The organism is Rhodococcus sp. 15-649-2-2, from assembly GCF_002258645.1.
In the GTDB taxonomy this organism is placed as follows: domain Bacteria; phylum Actinomycetota; class Actinomycetes; order Mycobacteriales; family Mycobacteriaceae; genus Rhodococcoides.
Genome location: NZ_NPFM01000030.1, coordinates 21,946 through 41,217, shown reverse-complemented (window position 1 = coordinate 41,217; position 19,272 = coordinate 21,946). Strand labels below are relative to the sequence as shown.

16 protein-coding genes and 1 other RNA gene are annotated in these 19,272 nt (G+C 65.0%); 9 read left to right on the top strand and 8 right to left on the bottom strand.

Translation table 11 applies throughout. The features are described from left to right. The first annotated feature begins 38 nt into the window (after positions 1-38). Genes CH305_RS19770 through CH305_RS19760 form a run of 3 tightly spaced genes read left to right on the top strand, consistent with a single transcriptional unit; the run spans position 39 to position 2,796 of the window. Positions 39-794 (top strand): ABC transporter permease, encoded by a 756-nt coding sequence (locus CH305_RS19770; RefSeq protein WP_094704790.1) that lies wholly within the window; start codon positions 39-41, stop codon positions 792-794. Then, positions 794-1,777 (top strand): glycine betaine ABC transporter substrate-binding protein, encoded by a 984-nt coding sequence (locus CH305_RS19765; protein ID WP_032403912.1) that lies wholly within the window; start codon positions 794-796, stop codon positions 1,775-1,777. Before CH305_RS19770 ends, CH305_RS19765 begins: the two co-directional genes overlap by 1 nt. A gap of 35 nt (positions 1,778-1,812) precedes the next feature. Then, positions 1,813-2,796 (top strand): glycine betaine ABC transporter substrate-binding protein, encoded by a 984-nt coding sequence (locus CH305_RS19760; protein WP_094704691.1) that lies wholly within the window; start codon positions 1,813-1,815, stop codon positions 2,794-2,796. 13 nt (positions 2,797-2,809) lie between these two features. Here CH305_RS19760 and CH305_RS19755 read toward each other — a convergent pair whose 3' ends face one another. The 3 genes from CH305_RS19755 to CH305_RS19745 all read right to left on the bottom strand — a co-directional run bounded on the left by CH305_RS19755 (position 2,810) and on the right by CH305_RS19745 (position 9,019). Further along, a complete protein-coding gene (locus CH305_RS19755) occupies positions 2,810-5,857 on the bottom strand; it encodes a bifunctional [glutamine synthetase] adenylyltransferase/[glutamine synthetase]-adenylyl-L-tyrosine phosphorylase (protein ID WP_032403910.1) in 3,048 nt (1,015 codons plus the stop codon). Between the two features lie 144 nt (positions 5,858-6,001). Then, positions 6,002-7,342: a type I glutamate--ammonia ligase gene (gene glnA / locus CH305_RS19750; protein WP_032379097.1), complete on the bottom strand. Its 1,341-nt coding sequence runs from the start codon at positions 7,340-7,342 to the stop codon at positions 6,002-6,004. A 102-nt stretch (positions 7,343-7,444) separates the two neighbouring features. Continuing rightward, positions 7,445-9,019: an alpha/beta hydrolase gene (locus CH305_RS19745; RefSeq protein WP_094704789.1), complete on the bottom strand. Its 1,575-nt coding sequence runs from the start codon at positions 9,017-9,019 to the stop codon at positions 7,445-7,447. Between the two features lie 83 nt (positions 9,020-9,102). On the opposite strand from CH305_RS19745, the gene CH305_RS19740 reads away from it, so the two are divergent. From CH305_RS19740 to pip, 4 genes are all read left to right on the top strand, one after another. Continuing rightward, positions 9,103-10,833, top strand: coding sequence for an NAD+ synthase (locus tag CH305_RS19740; protein ID WP_094704788.1), 1,731 nt, complete (start codon positions 9,103-9,105; stop codon positions 10,831-10,833). A gap of 118 nt (positions 10,834-10,951) precedes the next feature. Beyond that, positions 10,952-11,803 (top strand): 3-methyl-2-oxobutanoate hydroxymethyltransferase, encoded by an 852-nt coding sequence (gene panB, locus CH305_RS19735; RefSeq protein ID WP_032379100.1) that lies wholly within the window; start codon positions 10,952-10,954, stop codon positions 11,801-11,803. A gap of 31 nt (positions 11,804-11,834) precedes the next feature. Further along, a complete protein-coding gene (locus tag CH305_RS19730) occupies positions 11,835-12,284 on the top strand; it encodes a hypothetical protein (protein WP_094704690.1) in 450 nt (149 codons plus the stop codon). Position 12,285: 1 nt separating this feature from the next. After that, positions 12,286-13,242: a prolyl aminopeptidase gene (gene pip / locus CH305_RS19725; RefSeq protein WP_094704689.1), complete on the top strand. Its 957-nt coding sequence runs from the start codon at positions 12,286-12,288 to the stop codon at positions 13,240-13,242. Here the strand turns inward: pip and CH305_RS19720 are convergent. The 5 genes from CH305_RS19720 to CH305_RS19700 form a co-directional block, all read right to left on the bottom strand. Next, the gene (locus CH305_RS19720) at positions 13,232-14,662 is read right to left on the bottom strand and encodes an RNB domain-containing ribonuclease (RefSeq protein WP_094704688.1); all 1,431 of its coding nucleotides are present in this window, start codon (positions 14,660-14,662) and stop codon (positions 13,232-13,234) included. The genes pip and CH305_RS19720 overlap by 11 nt on opposite strands. A 2-nt stretch (positions 14,663-14,664) precedes the next feature. Beyond that, on the bottom strand, positions 14,665-14,847 hold the full coding sequence (locus CH305_RS19715) for a hypothetical protein (protein ID WP_032379104.1): 183 nt from the start codon (positions 14,845-14,847) through the stop codon (positions 14,665-14,667). A gap of 57 nt (positions 14,848-14,904) precedes the next feature. Next, positions 14,905-15,346: RNase P RNA component class A (rnpB, locus tag CH305_RS19710), an RNA gene on the bottom strand. 25 nt (positions 15,347-15,371) lie between these two features. Next, positions 15,372-16,775, bottom strand: coding sequence for an MFS transporter (locus tag CH305_RS19705; RefSeq protein ID WP_094704687.1), 1,404 nt, complete (start codon positions 16,773-16,775; stop codon positions 15,372-15,374). Continuing rightward, positions 16,772-17,332: a TetR/AcrR family transcriptional regulator gene (locus CH305_RS19700; protein WP_037151251.1), complete on the bottom strand. Its 561-nt coding sequence runs from the start codon at positions 17,330-17,332 to the stop codon at positions 16,772-16,774. Before CH305_RS19700 ends, CH305_RS19705 begins: the two co-directional genes overlap by 4 nt. An 88-nt stretch (positions 17,333-17,420) precedes the next feature. On the opposite strand from CH305_RS19700, the gene CH305_RS19695 reads away from it, so the two are divergent. Beyond that, positions 17,421-17,945, top strand: coding sequence for a DUF1697 domain-containing protein (locus CH305_RS19695; RefSeq protein WP_094704686.1), 525 nt, complete (start codon positions 17,421-17,423; stop codon positions 17,943-17,945). After that, positions 17,942-19,192, top strand: coding sequence for an SLC13 family permease (locus CH305_RS19690; protein WP_037150920.1), 1,251 nt, complete (start codon positions 17,942-17,944; stop codon positions 19,190-19,192). Before CH305_RS19695 ends, CH305_RS19690 begins: the two co-directional genes overlap by 4 nt. Positions 19,193-19,272 lie beyond the last annotated feature (80 nt).

The window sequence follows — 19,272 nt, the reverse complement described above, 5'->3', positions numbered from 1 at the left end:
ATTCCTCGGTCGTCGATGCAGCAGGGGACGACAGCGGCGTGCAGGCGGCGAAGCAGGCTGCCAAGCGAGCGGAACGTGTTCGGCTACTGGTGCAACCGGCCCTCATCGCGATAGTGGTTGTCGCGCTTCTTGCCTATACGTTCACCCGCGATCTGACTGCTACACAAGCGGAGACGTTGAACGCGGCCACGCTGTTCCAGGCGTTGAAAGAGCACGTCTTGATCACGATCGTCGTCACGGCGCTCGTGCTTGCCATAGCGGTTCCTCTGGGAATCCTGTTGACCCGCAACGGCTACCGAAGGTTGGCACCGATCTTCATCGGTATCGCCAACATCGGTCAGGCCGCTCCGGCGGTAGGCCTGTTGGTGTTGCTGTTCCTCGCGACCGGCAAGACAGGTTTCTGGATCGGCGTACTGCCCATCGCGTTCTACTCGCTGCTTCCCGTTCTCCGAAACACGATGCTCGGCTTCCAGCAGGTCGACCCGAGCTACATCGATGCTGCACGTGGACAAGGCATGTCGAGTAGCGGCATCCTCTGGCGTATCGAGTTTCCACTCGCCGTGCCGTACATGTTGGCCGGTCTACGAACGTCGCTGGTGCTCGCCGTCGGTACCGCCACCTTGAGCTTCCTCGTGGGAGCGGGCGGTCTCGGAGTTCTGATCGATACCGGATACAAGCTCTACCAGCCACTCATCCTCGTCGTCGGAGGCGTTCTCGCCGTAGCCCTCGCGTTGTTCGTGGACTGGCTCGGGGCACTCGCCGAGGCCTATCTCGGCCCGAAAGGACTCCGCTGATGCGGCGCTCGACACAACAACTCATAGCTCTGTGCGCGATCAGCACGATCGCATTGGCAGGTTGCGGTTTGCAATCGGGCAGCGCAGTGCCGCTGTCGGTGGAGCCCGGCAGCATCGAAGCGATGCCAGGTCTCGAGGGCGCGGAACTGACCGTCGGCTCCAAAGACTTCACCGAGCAGATCGTATTGGGCTACATCCTCGAATTCGCGTTGTCGGCTGCAGGCGCAGACGTTCGCGACCTGACGAACATTTCGGGGTCCAACAGCACGCGTCAAGCCATGGTCTCAGGGCAGGTCGATCTCACCTACGAATACACCGGGACCGGCTGGATCAACTACCAGGGCAACGAAAGTCCCATCACGGACGCCACCGAGCAGTTCGATGCGGTCCGCGACGCCGATGTCGCCAATGGGCTGACGTGGGTCAATCCCGCACCGATGGACAATACGTACGCCCTGGCGATGAACCAGGCGACTGCGGACCAGACCGGAGTGAAGACACTGTCGGACTACGCAGCTCTCGTGGCCCGCGACCCGGCCGCGTCGGCGTTGTGCGTGGAGACCGAGTTCAATTCTCGGCAGGACGGATTCCCCGGCCTGGCGGCAACGTACGGTTTCGACCCCAATGCCGTTCCCCGTCAGATTCTGCAGACCGGGATCATCTATCAGGCGACGGCCGAGGGTTCGCAATGCAAGTTCGGTGAGGTGTTCACAACCGACGGCCGAATCAAGGGTCTGAATCTCGCCGTACTCGAGGACGACAAGAGCTTCTTCCCCCGGTACAACGCCACCGTCGTGATCCGCTCGTCGGTCGCCGAGCAGTATCCGGAAATTGCCGAGGTGACGGCGCCGATTTCGGCAAAGCTGACCAACGACGAGATCACCGAACTGAACAAACAGGTCGACGTCGACGGGCGCGAACCGGCCGACGTCGCACGTGACTGGATGGTCAAAGAGGGTTTCGTCACCGCAGGCGCGGATTAGCCGTCTCTTCCACCGAGCCGTGAGGACCGAAGCTGATGCGGCAGACGACACGAGGGTTGATTGCCCTGTGCGCCGTCATGATGACGGCAGTGACGAGTTGCGGTCTGCAGTCGGGCAGTGCGGTGCCGCTGTCCGTGGGACCCGGCAGCATCCAACCTGTACCGGGTCTCGAAGGCGCACAATTGATCGTCGGCTCGAAGGAATTCACCGAGCAGGTGATCCTGGGTTACATACTCGAATTCGGGCTGGTGGCGGCCGGAGCGGACGTCCGAGACCTCACCAACATTTCGGGGTCGAACAGCACCCGCCAAGCCATGGTCTCCGGCCAGGTGGACGTCACCTACGAATACACGGGTACGGCCTGGATCAACTTCCTGGGAAACGAAACAGCCATCCCGGACGCCACCGGGCAGTTCGAAGCCTTGCGCGACCAGGACGCAGCCAACGGACTCACCTGGGTCAACCCTGCACCGATGGACAACACGTACGCACTCGCGGTGAATCAGGCGACGGCAGACGCGACCGGCATCAAGACGCTCTCGGACTACGCCACGCTCGCCACGACCGACCCGGCAGCGGCACAGACCTGCGTGGAGACCGAGTTCAATTCACGACAGGACGGGTTTCCGGGTATGGCCGCTGCCTATGGCTTCGACCCCAACGTCGTTCCGCGGCAGGTGTTGCAGGGCGGCATCATCTATCAAGCAACGGCCGACGGTTCGCAATGCACATTCGGTGAGGTGTTCACCACCGACGGCCGTATCAAAGGTCTGAACCTGGTCGTGATCGAAGATGACAAGAGCTTCTTTCCCCGCTACAACGCCACGGTCGTGATTCGCACGCCCGTTGCCGAGCAATACCCGGAGATCGCCGAGGTCACCGCTCCGATCTCCGCGGCCTTGACCAACGACGAGATCACCGAGCTCAACCGGCAGGTGGACATCGACGGACGCGAGCCGGCGGATGTCGCGCGCGACTGGATGGTGAAGCAGGGATTCGTCACCGTCGGAAGTGATTAGAGTGAGACAGCGATCAGCTGCCGCCGAAGGTCCGCTCCACCACTGCCTTTGCCCGACGCGTGACACGCAGGTAGTTGTCGAGGAACGCACCGGCGTCGCCGTCTTCCCAGCCCGCGACCTGCGCCACGGCGGAGAGCACCGCGCCCGGTGCCGGTAGCTGGTCGGTCGGCTTGCCGCGCACCAGAACCAGTGCGTTGCGGGCCTTCGTCGCGAGGATCCACGCCTCGCGCAGCAACTCCACGTCGGTTTCGCTCATGAGCTCGGCCGCACCGATCGCGTCCAGCGACTGCAGGGTCGAGGTGTTGTGCAGCGAAAGAACCTTGTGCGCATACCGGAGCTGAATCAGCTGGACGGTCCACTCGATGTCGGCCAATCCCCCGCGCCCGAGCTTGGTGTGGGTGGCGGGGTCGGCGCCCTTGGGCAGACGCTCGGAGTCGATGCGCGCCTTGATGCGTCTGATCTCGCGGACCGCGTCGGCGGACACCCCACCCTCGGGGTACCGCACCTTGTCTGCCATCAGCAGGAACCGAATGCCGAGATCCTGGTCGCCGGCCACCTGGTGCGCCCGCAGCAGGGCCTGAACTTCCCAGGCCTGGGCCCACTGCGAGTAGTACGCGGCGTAGGACGACAGGGTGCGCACCACCGGTCCGCTGCGGCCTTCCGGTCGCAGTCCGGTGTCGACCTCGAGGGGCGGGTCGGTGCTGGGCGCGCCGAGCAGTTTCCGGATGCGGTCGGCAATGGTGTTGGCCCACTTGACCGCAACGGTCTCGTCGACCCCGTCGACCGGCTCGCACACGAACAACACGTCGGCGTCGCTGCCGTATCCGAGCTCGCCGCCGCCGAGTCTTCCCATACCGATGACGGCCAGAGTTGCCGGTGCCGGTTCGCCGCGCTCGATCTCGCTGGCCCGGATGGCAGCTGCGAGAGCGGCATTGATGACGGCGGCCCAGACCGAAGACAGCGCCCGGCACACCGCAGGCACGTCGAGCATGCCGAGGATGTCCGCCGAGGCCACTCGGGCCAGTTCGTGGCGTCGCAGCGCCCGAGCCGCGTTGATCGCCCGTACCGGATCCTCGTAGCGAGCCGAGGAAGACAGGATGGCGCGATAGGTCTCTTCGGGCTCGACATCGAGTAGGCGCGGGCCGGTGGGGCCGTCGGCGAACAACCGAATGACCTCGGGGGCCTTGATCAACAGATCCGGTACGTACGCCGAGGATCCGAGCACGATCATCAGCCGCTGAGCAACTGCGCCTTCGTCGCGCAACACGCGCAGGAACCACGTCTGCTCCCCTGCCGATTCCGACAGTCGGCGGTAGTTGAGGAGACCGGCGTCCGGATCGGGGGTATCGGCGAGCCACTCCAGCAGCGTCGGCAGCAGCACGGCCTGAATCTGGCCGCGACGAGTGCCCGAGCCGACGAGCGCCCGCAAGTGACCCAGTGCGTTCTGCGGGGTGGCGTAGCCGAGGGCCGCGAGCTGACGCGTCGCCGCATCGGGTGTCAGACGCACTGTCTCGGAGTCGAACTTGACCACCGAGTCCAGCAGCGGCCGGTAGAAGAGCTTGGCGTGCAGCCGCCTGATGCGCTGGGCATTCCTCTTGATCTCGGCGTTCAGCACCCCGAGAGCGTCGCGATTGCCGTCGGGTCGCATGTGCGCCGAACGGGCCAACCACCGCAGCGCTTCCTCGTCGTCCTGCGGAGGCAGGGTGTGTGTGCGCCGCATTCGCTGCATCTGCAGGCGGTGCTCGATCAGTCGGAGGAACTCGTAGGACGCCGTCAGATTCGCGGCATCGTCGCGGCCGACGTACCCGCCCTCGGTGAGCGCGGTCAGGGCGTCGGTCGTACCGAGCACGCGCAGCGACTCGTCAGTTCGACCGTGCACCAATTGCAGTAGCTGGACGGCGAATTCGACGTCTCGCAGACTGCCGCGTCCGAGTTTGATCTCGCGTTCGCGGAGCTCCGGCGGCACCATCTCTTCGACGCGACGACGCATTGCGCGCACTTCCGGAACGAAGTCCTCGCGCTGACTCGCCAGCCACACCATCGGGTTGACCGCGTCGACGTAATCGTTGCCCAGTGCGATGTCACCGGTCATCGGCCTGGCCTTGAGCAGAGCCTGGAACTCCCAGGTCTTGGCCCACCGCTTGTAATACGCCACATGCGAATCCAAGGTGCGGACAAGTTCGCCGCGCTTGCCCTCGGGTCGCAGCGCGGCATCCACCTCGAAGAAGGCCGAGGATCCGATGCGCATCATCTCACCCGCGATGCGGCTCGCCTGCGAGTCTGCCGGCTCGGCGACGAACACGACATCGACGTCGGAGACGTAATTGAGTTCGCGCGCACCACATTTGCCCATCGCGACGACGGCCAAGCGCGTCGGACACGGCGCATCGGGGCACACGGTTGCGACGGCGACGGCAAGTGCCGCGGTGAGGGCCGCGTCGGCCATGTCGGAGAGCTGCGATCCGACCACCGTGTACGGCAGGACGGGCTCGTTCTCGACAGTCGCGGCGAGGTCGTACGCGGCCAACACCATGATCTGGTCGCGGTACTTCTTGCGCAGAGCGATCACGGCGGGCGGTCCGGTGATCGACGCCCGGTACAGATCGGGTGCGGCATGGGGTCCGGTCTCGGGCTCGGCCCCGACCACCTCGAGGAGCTCCGCAACCAGTGTCGCCTTGCTGGGGAGTTCGATCTTCGCCGAGACCCCCGTGCCCTGACCTTCCTTGGTCAGCAGCAAACGCCAGGTGCTGTCGTCTGCAACGAGGTGATCGGCGAGCGCACTCGATGCGCCGACGAGCCCGAGGATGCGCCCGCGAAATCCCTTGTCCGTGCGCAGCGCCGTGTCGAACTCCGACCAACCGGCACCGAGCGACTCGTACAAGCGCACCAGGGTGCGGAGCGCAAGGTCGGCATTGGGCGCGCGGGACAGCGACCAGAGCAGCTCGAGGCTGTCCTCATCGGTCCAACCGAGAGTGCGCAGATCGGACGGCGCAGTTTCTTCGACCAAACCGAGACGGCCCGGTCCAGGAACGACGGATCTGGAAGTCGGAGGACGCACCATCTACAGTCCACCTCGGCGTGCCACAGTTTTACCCCGTCGTCGGTAATGCGACGCGAGGGTGCCCGCGCCGGCATCGGAACTACATTCACGATCGAGTAGAACGTAGCCCATGACGACGCCGGTCTGTCAAAAGACCCCGCTGCTCTACAGACCCAGGTAGGCCTTCAGCTCGTACGGCGTGACGTGGCTGCGGTATTCCTCCCACTCACGACGCTTGTTGCGCAGGAAGAAGTCGAACACGTGCTCGCCCAGCGCTTCTGCGACCAGTTCGGACCCTTCCATCGCGTTCAACGCCTGATCGAGATTGCCCGGCAGTTCCTTGTATCCCATGGCGCGACGCTCGGCGGACGTCAGTGCCCACACGTCTTCCTCGGCCTCGGGCGGCAGGGTGTACCCCTTCTCGATTCCGCGAAGACCGGCCGCGAGCAGCACCGCGAAGGCGAGGTACGGGTTGCAGGCCGAGTCGGGGCTGCGAATCTCGACGCGCCGAGACGACGCCTTGTTCGGGGTGTACATCGGCACGCGGATCAAGGCCGAGCGGTTGGCCGGTCCCCACGATGCGGCGGTCGGTGCCTCGCCGCCGCGCACCAGCCGCTTGTAGGAGTTGACCCACTGGTTGGTCACGGCGCTGATCTCGTTGGCGTGCTCGAGGATGCCGGCGATGAAAGACTTGCCGGTTTCCGAGAGCTGCATCGGGTCGTCCGGGTTGTGGAAGGCGTTGGCGTCGCCCTCGAACAGGCTCATGTGTGTGTGCATCGCCGAGCCGGCCTGGTCGCTGAACGGCTTGGGCATGAACGTCGCACGCACACCCTCCTCGATGGCGACTTCCTTGACCACGTAGCGGAAGGTCATGATGTTGTCGGCCATCGACAGCGCGTCGGCGTACCGCAGATCGATCTCCTGCTGTCCTGGCGCGGCCTCGTGGTGGCTGAATTCGACCGAGATGCCCATCGACTCGAGCGCATCGATGGCGTGCCTGCGGAAGTTCGGGGCCGAATCGTGCACGGCCTGGTCGAAGTAACCGCCGTTGTCGGCAGGGGTCGGCGGTGAGCCGTCCTGCGGGGCATCCTTGAGCAGAAAGAACTCGATCTCGGGGTGCACGTAGCAGCTGAATCCGAGGTCTGCGGCTTTGCTCAACTGGCGACGCAGCACGTGGCGAGAGTCGGCCCAGGACGGCGAACCGTCGGGCATGGCGATGTCGCAGAACATCCGCGCCGAGTGCTGGTGGCCCTTGCTGGTGGACCACGGCAGGATCTGGAACGTCGACGGATCGGGCTTGGCGACGGTGTCGGCCTCGGAGACTCGAGCGAACCCTTCGATGGCACTACCGTCGAAGCCGATCCCCTCGTCGAACGCCCCTTCGAGCTCGGCTGGGGCGATGGCCACCGATTTCAGATACCCGAGGACGTCGGTGAACCAGAGGCGGACGAAACGAATGTCGCGCTCTTCGAGAGTCCGGAGCACGAATTCCTTTTGACGATCCATGAACGCGAGAGTAAGCAAACGGAGTTAAATCTGTGTTACATCGTGAATTCAGTCTCACTTCGTGAAACTCTCTGCCCACATCGCGGCAGGTGAGGTAGCAGGTCAGCAGCGCAATCCGTCACCCGGCGGGACCAGATCGACGAGGTAATTCACCAGCGGATCGTCGATGCAGCCCACGCCCGAGAACGCCACCGTGTGCTGGGTGCCGTCGTAGGTCACGAGATTGCCTCGCAGCTGCGCAGCCAGTTCCACTCCGGCCTGATACGGAGTGGCCGGATCGTTGGTCGTCGACACCACCACCAGCGTCGGCAGGCCCTCGACATCGACGATGTGCGGGTCGCTCGTATTCGGCACCGGCCAGAACGCGCACAGGTCGAGCGGCGCGTTGCCCGTGGCTCGGCCGTCGTCCAGATACGGCGCGGCGGCGCGGAACCTGGCGTCGGCCTCGTCGGCCGCTGCTCGGTCCGTGGTCGGCGGTCCGTCCACACATCGGACGGCATTGAACGCGTCGTCGATGTTGGTGTAGCTACCGTCCTCCAACCGCCCGGAGTATGTGTCGGCGAGACGGAGCAAGGTATCGCCTCGACCGTCGCGTAGTTCGTTCAATCCCGCCCGCAGCAGCCGCCACAGCTGCTGCGAGTACAGAGCCTGCTGAGCCCCGGTGATCGCGTCGTCGTAACTGAGGCCACGTGGATCGGTCGTCTCGGCGGGCTGGTCGATCAGTGGGTCGACCAGGGATCGAAACTGTGCGACAGCTCGAGCCGGATCGGTTCCGAGCGGGCAGGTGTCGGTCTGTGCGCAGTCGGCGGCGAACTGATCGAACGCGGTCTGGAACGCCGCGCCCTGGGCGACTGCCTCGTCGACGGGTGACTGATCGGGGTCGAGCGCACCGTCGAGCACCATCGCCCGAACGTTCGACGGGAATTCCTCGGCGTACGCGGTGCCGATGCGGGTGCCGTAGGAGTAGCCGACGTAGGTCAGCTTCTCGTCCCCCAGAACTGCCCGGATGACGTCCATGTCGCGCACCACTTCCCTGGTGCCGACGTGCTCGAGCACATCGGCTCCGGTGCGGTCGACGCACTGGGCCGCATAGTCCCGATGCTCGGCCTCGGTGGCCGCGATGCCCTCGGGGCTGACGTCGACGTCCGGCTCGCGGCGTTCCTCGTCGACCTCCTCGGACGTCAGACAGCGCACTTCGGGTTCGGAGGCCCCGATTCCGCGAGGATCGAACCCGACGCGATCGAAGCGGTCCGCAACGGCGGTGCCGTCTGCCTGCGTGGCCAGATACAAACCCGATGAGCCTGGACCGCCGGGGTTCATCAGGATCGATCCGATCTTCTCGCCTCCCGCCCGGGTCCGGGATATGGCGACCTCGATGGTCGTGCCCGCGGGATCGGCGTAGTCGAGCGGCACGGTGACCATCGCGCACTCGACGGAGTCGCCCAGCTCGCTACCGTCGGTGTTGTACCGATCGCAGGACTCCCACTGGAGAGTCTGGTTGTAGAACGCCTCGAGACCTGCGGGAACCGGACCGGCAACCGATGCCGGCGATGATGCCTCGGGCCCGGCGGAGGACTCCGGTGCGGCGGTGGGCTCGGAGCCGGAGCCGGAGCAGCCTGCGAGCAACACGGCAACTGCGGACAGCGCCACGGCCGTGTTCCTGGTGCGCGTTCTCATGGCACGATCGTGCCAGGTCTTTCCGACCACACTCCATTCTCGCTGCCCGGCAGGGACGGCCGCCGAGCACTAGCGTCTACGTGGTGCAGGCCCTCCGACTCGCCCTTGCCCAGACGAACTCCGTCGTCGGCGATCTCGCGGCGAACTCCGCCGCAATCGTCGAGTGGACGGTCCGCGCCGCTCACGACGGTGCCAACGTGGTGCTGTTTCCCGAGATGGCTCTGACGGGATACCCGGTCGAGGATCTGGCTCTGCGGCCGTCGTTCGCCGTCGCATCCGCCCGAGCACTCACCGAATTGGCCACTGCGCTCGATGCCGCCGGATGCGGCGACCGCATCGTGGTGGTGGGCTACCTCGATCGCGATGCCGAGGGCTCGCGGAACAGCGCCGCGGTGATCGTCGACGGACGGGTGACAACTCGCTACGACAAGCACTCCCTCCCCACCTACCGAGTGTTCGACGAGGCCCGCTATTTCGCTCCCGGATCGCGCTTGAGCATCGTCGAGGTGAACGAGCTCAGGCTCGGAGTTGTTGTCTGCGAGGATATCTGGCAGTCAGGCGGGTCGGTAGCGGCCTACGGGGCAGCGGGTGTCGACATGTTGCTCTGCCTCAACGCCAGCCCCTTCGAACAGGGCAAGAACGAGGTACGGCACTCCATCGCCGCGCGCCGGGCCAACGAGATCGGCGTCCCGATCGCCTACGTGAACGTGGTCGGCGGACAGGACGAGCTGGTGTTCGACGGGGCGAGCTTCGTCATCGGTCCCGACGGTTCCACGTGGGGACGCTCCCCGCAATTCGTCGAGCATCTGCTGATCGTAGACGTGGACGCGCCCACCGACCCACGTCCGAACGCCGAAGCTGTACCCGGTTGGAGCATCGATCGGGTACCGCTTCCCGACGTCGCGATCACCGGCTGGCAGCGAGCCGAGCCGTTCCTCTCCGACGTTGCCTGCGCGGAGGAACAGGTGTGGGGCGCTCTGGTGACCGGCTTGCGAGACTATGTGCACAAGAACGGCTTTCGTTCGGTGACTCTGGGACTGTCGGGTGGAATCGATTCGGCGGTGGTTGCGGCCATCGCCGTCGACGCCCTCGGTAGCGATGCAGTGCACGCCGTCGCGATGCCGTCGACGTACTCCTCGGGTCACTCCCGCACCGATGCAGAAGATCTTGCGTCGCGCACCGGTATCCACTTCAGCGTCGAGCCCATTGCCGACATGGTCGCCTCCTTCGTCGACCAGCTGCACCTGACCGGACTGGCCGAGGAGAACATTCAGGCGCGCTGCCGCGGCATGACACTGATGGCACTGTCGAACACATTCGGCCATCTGGTTCTGGCCACCGGCAACAAATCCGAACTGGCCGTTGGCTATTCGACCATCTACGGCGATGCGGTCGGCGGCTTCGCGCCGATCAAGGACGTACCGAAGTCGCTCGTGTGGGAGTTGGCGCGGTGGCGGAACAAGTCCGCTGCCGACCGCGGAGACATTCCTCCGATCCCCGAATCGAGCATCGACAAGCCGCCGTCCGCCGAGCTCAGACCGGGGCAGCTCGACACCGACTCGTTGCCCGACTACGACGAACTCGACGCGATCCTGTTCAGGTACGTCGACAACGATCAGGGGTTCGACGACATCGTCGCGGCCGGTTTCGACGCGGTGGTGGTCGCGGACATTCTCCGCAAGGTCGATGCGTCGGAGTACAAGCGGCGTCAGTATCCGATCGGCAGCAAGGTCACCTCGCGCGCCTTCGGGCGCGATCGCCGGATGCCGATCACCAACGGATGGCGGGACTACGCGGAAGCCGATCGAGTGTGACGAATTGCACTGCCCGGAGCGCTCCGGCAGGTCGTGCGCGGTGGCAGACTTCTCGATGTCATCACACCCCATCCCGGGGACCCGCCGAGCGGGCCTCGAGGACCAGAAAGGGACAAAGATGTCCGAAACTGCTGTGTACGGCGGCTCTTCTCAGGACGTACCCGCCACCGGTTTGACCCGCAAGACCCGCACCCATCACCTGCTGCAGATGAAGGCAGAGGGTGAGCGCTGGGGAATGCTCACCGCGTACGACTACTCCAGTGCGCGCATTTTCGAGGAAGCCGGTGTTCCGGTGCTCCTCGTCGGCGATTCCGCAGCGAACGTCGTCTACGGCTACGACACCACCGTCCCGATCACGGTCGACGAACTGCTTCCGCTGGTCCGCGGAGTCGTCCGCGGTGCGCCGCACGCTCTCGTTGTAGCCGACCTGCCCTTCGGCACCTACGAGGCCTCACCGCAGCAGGCTCTCGAGACGGCAGTTCGGTTCATGAAGGAAGGCCTCGCAGGCGCGGTCAAGCTCGAAGGCGGCGAGCGCGTCGCCGGGCAGATCGCCGCCATCACCGCTGCGGGTATTCCGGTGATGGCCCACGTGGGCTTCACCCCGCAGAGTGTCAACACCCTCGGCGGCTTCCGGGTGCAGGGCCGCGGCGACGCGTCCGAGCAGCTGGTGGCCGACGCAATCGCGGTTCAGGAGGCCGGTGCGTTCGCCGTCGTCATGGAGATGGTTCCCGCAGACATCGCCGGTCAGGTCACCCGAAAGCTGACGATTCCCACGGTCGGCATCGGCGCGGGCAACGAATGCGACGCACAGGTCCTGGTGTGGCAGGACATGGCCGGATACACCAACGGCAAGACCGCGAAGTTCGTCAAGAAGTTCGCCGACGTCGGCGACTCACTGCGCACTGCGGCAACCACGTACCTGTCCGAGGTGCGCTCGGGCGTGTTCCCCGGACCCGAACACAGCTACTGATCTTTCCGGTTCGGATGGCACACTCGAGGCCATGACAACCAGACGGGGTACTACGTCCATCGCAGGTAGAAGCGCAGTCGCACTGGCCGGTGCGGCTGCGCTGCTCACTCTCGTGGGCGCCTGCAGCACCGATACCACCAACACCGGTTCGTCGTCCCCGACGACGACGGTCGCGCCGACCACCACGGTCACCACGACTCCCGCGGAAGCGGTGATCACCGATGCCCAGAAGCAGCAGTTGTGCACCGATCTGGAAGCGCAGCTGTCCAATTGGCGCGTGCAGGGGCCCACGCTCGGCCGCGGCGGGTTGAACATTCTGGTGCAGACGTGGGCGGCGCAGAGTGGCGTCATCAACCTGCAGGTGGTGCAGAACCGAGCGATCGTCGACGACGTCACGAAGGAAACGTGTTCGGACGTTCGAGACGAGGCCATCCGCTCGCTCGACATTCCGGACCTGGCGTCGGGTCTGGTGGGCTTCTAGGATGCGTTCTCTCTACCCCGAGATCGACCCCACCGAGACCGGCCACCTCGATGTCGGCGACGGCCAACGGATCTACTGGGAAACCTCTGGCAATCCCGACGGTGCGCCGGTGGTATTCGTGCACGGCGGTCCGGGCGGTGCCACCAATCCGTTGCAGCGGCGCTACTTCGATCCGAAGGCCTATCGGATCGTGTTGTTCGATCAGCGGGGCTGCGGGCAGTCGACCCCGCACATCGCCGACGGTGCCGATCTGTCGGTCAACACCACCGATCGGTTGATCTCGGACATGGAAAAGCTCCGGGAGCATCTGGGCATCGACACGTGGTTGGTGTTCGGCGGTTCGTGGGGCTCGACTCTGTCACTGGCGTACGCCCAGTCACACCGCGATCGCGTGCGCGGACTGATCCTCCGAGGAATCTTTCTCGTACGGCCGTCGGAGATCGACTGGTACTACGGCGGCGGTGCCGGCAACATCTTCCCCGATCTGTGGGAGCAGTTCCTCGCGCCCATTCCGGAGAGCGAGCGCGACGGCAATCTCGTCGAGGCGTATCACCGACAGCTGATGTCCGAGGACACAGAGGTAGCGACGAGGGCCGCGGTGGCGTGGTCCTCCTGGGAGGCAGCCACCAGCTACTTGCTGCCGAAACCGGATGCAGTGCAGGACAATTCGGACCCCCGATTTGCGCGCGCATTCGCCGGCATCGAGAACCACTACTTCCGCAACCATGCCTTTCTCGACGACGATCAATTGCTGCGCGACGCGCACCTGCTCGGCGACATTCCGGGCGTCATCGTGCAGGGCCGCTACGACGTCGTGTGCCCCGCAACGAGTGCGTGGGCCCTGCACAAAGCATGGCCCAGTGCAGATCTGGTGATCGTCGACGACGCAGGGCACTCAGCGGCCGAGCCAGGCATCGTGCACCACCTCGTCGAGGCGACCGACCGCTTCAGGCCGTGACGGGCGCGTAGCCGAAAGCGATCCTGCGCGAGTCGGTGTCGGCCTGGGTCAACCGGACCGTCACCGACTCCCCCGCAGGAGGTTCGCCGTCGCACTTGCCGATGACGATGGGATCCGACACGAGTACCTCGGCATCTCGCTTGCCCTCGGCACCGCGAAGTACGACCGCATCGAATGTCTCGCCCACTCGATCTTTCAGTACGTGTGCCTCGGTGAGGTCGACGCATGCACGGTCGACCTTCGACGCTGCAGAATCGGATCCACGCATGATCGCCGGTAGCTCGGGTAGGGCCTGCGTCGCCCATTCCGGCACCGCCGATCCGGCTACGACGGCCAGGCATACCTCGGTGGCGAAGCGATCGGACAGCCGTCGCAGCGGTGCTGTCACGTGGGCGTACGGCGCACCGATTCCCGAATGCTCGACCGATGCGTCACTGTCGGCGGGGTTCGTCGAGCGGTCGAACGCGAGGTAGTCCGCCCCGCGCAGCAACCCGGTCGCCTGGGTCATCATCGCCAGTGTCGACGGCTCGTCGGCGGGCAGGCCGGCCAGCACAGATCCGGCGGATGCTCCTGAGGGCCAGTCGATTCCGAGTGCTTTGGCGGTCTTCTTCAGTGTGTCCACGGGTTCGGACGAGGCAGGCGGAAGGGTACGAACGATGCCGATTCCGGCGTCGAGCATGATCCTGGCGGCGCACATTCCCGTCAACAGCGATACCTCGGCGTTCCAACCGTCCACCGCAGTGCGTGGTTGCAGGACGATCCGCCAGCCCGGCCCGTCGGGCACCACTTCCTGCTCGGGCAGCGTGATGTCGATTGCTCCGCGGCGTCTGGCCGCGTTCGCCCGTTGCGATCCGAATTCTGCCAAGGCGGCGATCGAGGGATGCGGAGTTCCCGCGTCGACGTCGGCTTGCACTCCGGCGTAGTCCAGCCGGGCGACAGATCGCACCAGCGCGCGGGTGACCGTCCAGGCAGCTGCTTCGCCGACGTCGTCGAGTTCGATGGTCCACAGCGCGGCGCAGCGAGTCTGTCCCTCCAACAGGCTTCCGGAGCCCTCCGACAGCTCGCGTGGGTGCAGCGGAACAGATCCGTCGGGCAGATAGAACGTCTGGCCACGTCGGCGGGTTTCCACGTCGAGCGCTCCCCCCGGCATCACCAGCGCACCCACGTCGGCGATCGCGTAGTGCACCACCAATCCGTTGGACGTCTTCTCGATGTGGACGGCTTGATCGAGGTCTTTCGAGCCGGGCGGGTCGATGGTGACGAAGGGAATATCGGTGCGGTCGATCCTGTTGTCGGCGTGCAGATCTCGGGCGTCCTGCGCTTCGCGCAACACCGCTGCCTCGAAGACATCGGACAGACCGAACTCGGATCTGATGGCCTCGAAATCGAAGTTCGGAGCCCTCAGCCGGGTGAGCAGCACCGTCAGTTGTTCCAGTCGTCGTCGGAGTCGGCGGCCTTGTTGCGCGCGGCTGCGATCTTCAGCGCCTGCTCTGCAGTGGCCTTGTCCGGATACGGGCCCATGCGGTCGAGGGCGTTGGTCTCCTTGCCCTGCACAACCTGCTTGGTGCTGATGTCGTAGTACCAGGAGGTGTCGTCGTCGGTCATGACTTCCAGTGTGCCCCATGGAGCGACGCGGCAGGAGAACTGCGAGAAAAGTGAGTGCGAACGAGTCGGCCTGTAAGCCGGATCCTGTCTGCCGTTCCTGCTTTCGCAGGTTCGACTTCGACGACCATCCATCTGGGCACACCGTTGCCGGGTACCTCGAGCAGTCCACCCGCAGGCTCGGGCGAGCAGCCCTCGAGCACCTGCGCAGCTGCACCCCTTGCGCGGTGCAGCCTTCGACCTTGCTCCGGGCGGGGTTTACCTAGCCACCCCAGTCACCTGGGATGCTGGTGCGCTCTTACCGCACCGTTTCACCCTGACCTGCAGTTCGATTCCGAAGAACCGATCCGCAGGCGGTCTGTTTTCTGTGGCACTGTCCCGCGAGTCACCTCGGGTTGCCGTTAACAACCGCCCTGCTCTGTGGAGTCCGGACTTTCCTCGGCCCGAAGCGCGACGGAACTGATCCGCCGGTCCTCCGAGCCGCAGCCGTCCGGCCAACTCGTTCGCGGTTGCGTACTCTACCCGGCTCACGTCGGATGTCCGGCGACTGCCCGGCCACGAAGAACAGTGGCACTCACGACGGCCGCGGCAGCGGTGACAGCTGCGCCTACCCAGGCCGCCGACGTGTAGGCCCCCTCCGAGGGAAAGATGGACCCTGCACTGGTCCCCGTGCCCAAAACGAGCCCACCGATCGCACTACCGAACGCGAATCCGACACTGCGCACCACCTGGGTGGTACTCATGGCACTCGAGGTCTCCTCGGAAGGTACGACGGAGAGAACGACGGCCGGCAGCGCAGCCGAGAAGCTACCGACGCCGAAGCCCAGAACAGCCATCGCCGCACACAGTTCCAGGACGCTGGTGCGGGTTCCAGCGAACAGGGCGAGGGCTCCCACAACGACGAGCGCGCTGAACGTCAGAGCGTGGGCAGACCCCACCCGACGTAATGCGCGGGGAACCAGCTTGCCCGCGAGAAACCCGAACACCGAGAACGGAACCAGGACCAGTCCGGCGGCGAAGGCGTCGAGCCCGAAGCCGTATCCGGCGCCGGCAGGCGTCTGCGCGAACCGCGTCACGATGGTGAGCAGGAGATACATGCCGATGCCGCCCAGAAACATCGCTCCATTCGCACCGACCACAGCTCGATGGCGGAGCAACCGGAGATCGACGAGCGGTGCCGAGCTCTCGAGTTCGACGCGGACCCACATTCCCGCACTGACGACCGCGACTGTGGCCAGTGTCCCCACCGCCCATGGGTGGCTCGTCCACAGCGCAGTCTCACTGACAAGAATCAGCACCAGGGAGAGGGCGACCGCGAGCAGCAGTGCACCTGGAACGTCGATTCCAGTCGAGCGCTTCTGCGGCGAGGGTGGAATCACCTTCAGAGCAACCACCAGCGCCATGACCGTCAGTGCAGCACCGAATCCGTAGGCGGCGCGAATCCCACCGTGGTCGGTCAGAAACCCGGACATCGGGTAGCCCACACCGACACCCGCGGTCGATGCAACCGACAGCAGCGCGATGGTGGAACCAGACCGACTGCTGGACAAAAGATCTCGTGCAACACCCATCAGCATCGAGGTCAGTGCCAGCCCCACTCCCTGGGCCGCGCGGCCGAGGAGCAACCAAGCGAAGGACAGCGGCAGTGCAGTCAGAACTCCGCCGACCGACACGACGGCGAGCGTGACGAGGATGGCCGCACGTCGATACGGACCGGAACCCAGCCGACCGAGCAGCGGCGTGGTCACGGCGCCTGTCAACAAGGCCAGCGTCAACGTCCACTGTGCACTCGACAGCGAGACATCGAATGTGGTTGCGACACTGGTGATCAGCGGGGCACCGAGGCTACCGACAGCAGCGACGACCACTCCGACGAACACCAGCGCGGGTACCAACAGGCGCTCTCCGCGGCCGTCGGCGTCCGCGGTCATCGGTTCGTATCGCTGGTGATGTGGTCGAACAATCCGGCGTGGATGCGAGTGCCCACTCCGTTCGCCCAGGGTTGGTCGACCTCATGAATCTGCATGGCTGCGCCGCTGTTGAGCAGCATGCCGAACGCCAGAAATGCCTTGACGGTCACTGCGTCGAGACCGGTGACCTCTACGACGGTGTTCCACATCCGGCCGAATGCCTCTCGAACGGCGTCCCTCACCTCGGAGTCGCCACACGCGGCGATCCCCTGCAGCTGAAGCAGGAGTGAGGTTCGATCCTCGAGCATGGAGTAATAGCGCTCCCCCATCGCGGCCAACGCCTGTTGCCCGGTGTCCGTTCCCGCAGCTTCGCGCATTCCGTCCGCCAACCGATCGAAGGACGCGACGACCAGTTCTGAGAACAGTGCCTTCTTGGTTCCGAATATTCGAAAGATGTAGGCCTGGGTGATCCCTGCTTCGCGGGCGATCCTGTCGGTCGAACCGCCGTGCAGTCCGGACGAAGCGAATTCGTCTGCCGCTATCCGCAGTATTTGCTGCCGTCGGTCCGGGCCTGTCATCCGTCCTCGCTGCGCCATGCCTTCAAGTTACTGGTTACTAACTACTGACTTCAATGGTTTTCTCGAGCGCATCACTACAGTTCTGTCCATGAGTGAATGGGTCGTGTTGCTGCGCGGCATCAACGTCGGCGGTATCAACATCAAGATGGTCGATCTCTGTGCTGCTTTGGCCTCGGCCGGCTTCACGAATGTCCGCACGATTCTGGCGACCGGCAATGTACTGCTGCAGTCGCCGCTGAGCGCTGCCGCTTTGAAGGCACAAGTCGAGAGCACGCTCGCCGAGGTGTTCGGCTACCAAGCCTGGGTTGTCGTACTCGACGTCCCAGCGCTGGGGGCGATAGTGGAGTCATACCCGTTCGACGCCGAACGGGAAGGCTGGCATCCTTATGTGGTGTTCGGTAGCGACGATACCCATTTGACCGAATTGTCCGCTCTTGCAGGAAAACTCGACCCCGAGCTCGAGAGGATTGCCGAGGGGAACAGCGTGCTCTACTGGGAGGTGCGCAAGGGCAACACCACCGACAGCACGTTCGGGAAAGCCACGGCGAAGGCGAAGTACAGGGCCACGACCACCACACGGAACGTTCGCACTCTCGTGAAAATTCTCGCGTGACCGTTCTCGCTGCGGCACTGGTCGCCGCCGTTCTCGTCTTCGCCATCGTTCGCCCGCGTGGTCTCCCCGAAATCGTCGCCGCACTTCCAGCGGCAGCAGTTGTTCTTCTCGTCGGGCTCGTCAGCCTCGACGCCGCTCGGGAGCAGGTACTCGAACTCGCTCCCACCGTCGTTTTTCTGGCGTTCATCCTGATCCTGGCGCATCTGTCGGATGCCCTCGGCGTGTTCACCTGGATCGCCGCGAAGCTACGACGCGGATCCAAGGGCAGCCCCCGCAGACTGCTCACCCTCGTGTTCGCAGCTGCTGCGGCAACCACAGCCGTACTGAGCCTCGACGCGACCGTGGTTCTACTGACACCGGCCATCATCGGTGCCGCTCGCATCCTGGGGATGTCGCCGCGTCCGCACAGTTATGCCACTGCGCACCTGTCCAATTCGGCGTCGACTCTGCTGCCGGTGTCCAATCTGACCAACCTGCTGGCCTTCGCTGCGACCGGACTGACCTTCCTGCATTTCACGGCCCTGATGGCACTGCCGTGGATCTTCGCGGTCGCCATCGAACTGGCGGTGTTCCTGATCTTCTTCCGCAAGGATCTGACCGGCACCGCGACACCGACGGACACCCCGACCGCGCAGAGCACCGACGACGTGCCCGCACCTCGCAGTACGCTCCTCATCCTCGGTGCGACACTCGTCGGCTTCGCCGTGGCGGGACTGTTCGACATCGAACCGTTCTGGGTGGCTGCGGTGGGGTCCATTGCGCTCGCGATCCCGGCACTTCGAGCTCGGCACACCACACCTCGCGCCATTCTGCGCGGTGCCGATCTGCCGTTCTGTGGCTTCGTCTTTCTGCTCGGCATCGTCGTCCTCGGCGTGACGACGGGCCCGATCGGCGACTGGCTGGCGCGAATTCTGCCGTCCGACACCACCTTCGTGTCCCTGCTGGCCGCGGCTGCCATTGCGGCGGTGGCGTCGAACATCGTCAACAACCTGCCCGCGACCCTGCTGCTACTGGCCGCGTTCGGTGCCGACGCTCCCCCAGCGTTGTTGTTGGCCATGGTGATCGGGGTGAACCTCGGCCCCAACCTCACCTACGTCGGGTCGCTGGCGATCATGCTGTGGCGACGCGTCGCATCGGCCAACGACGAGCCGGCAGACCTGCGCACCTTCACCGTTCTCGGCGTCATCACCACTCCACTGACCATCGTCGGCGCAGTGGCGGGCCTGTGGCTCGCGTTGCAGATCTAAGCCTCGTCGTGCCATCCGGCCATCCCCGGGAGCACAGGTCGTCCGAGCACACCGCGCTCGCGCGGGTCGGCAACCCGATG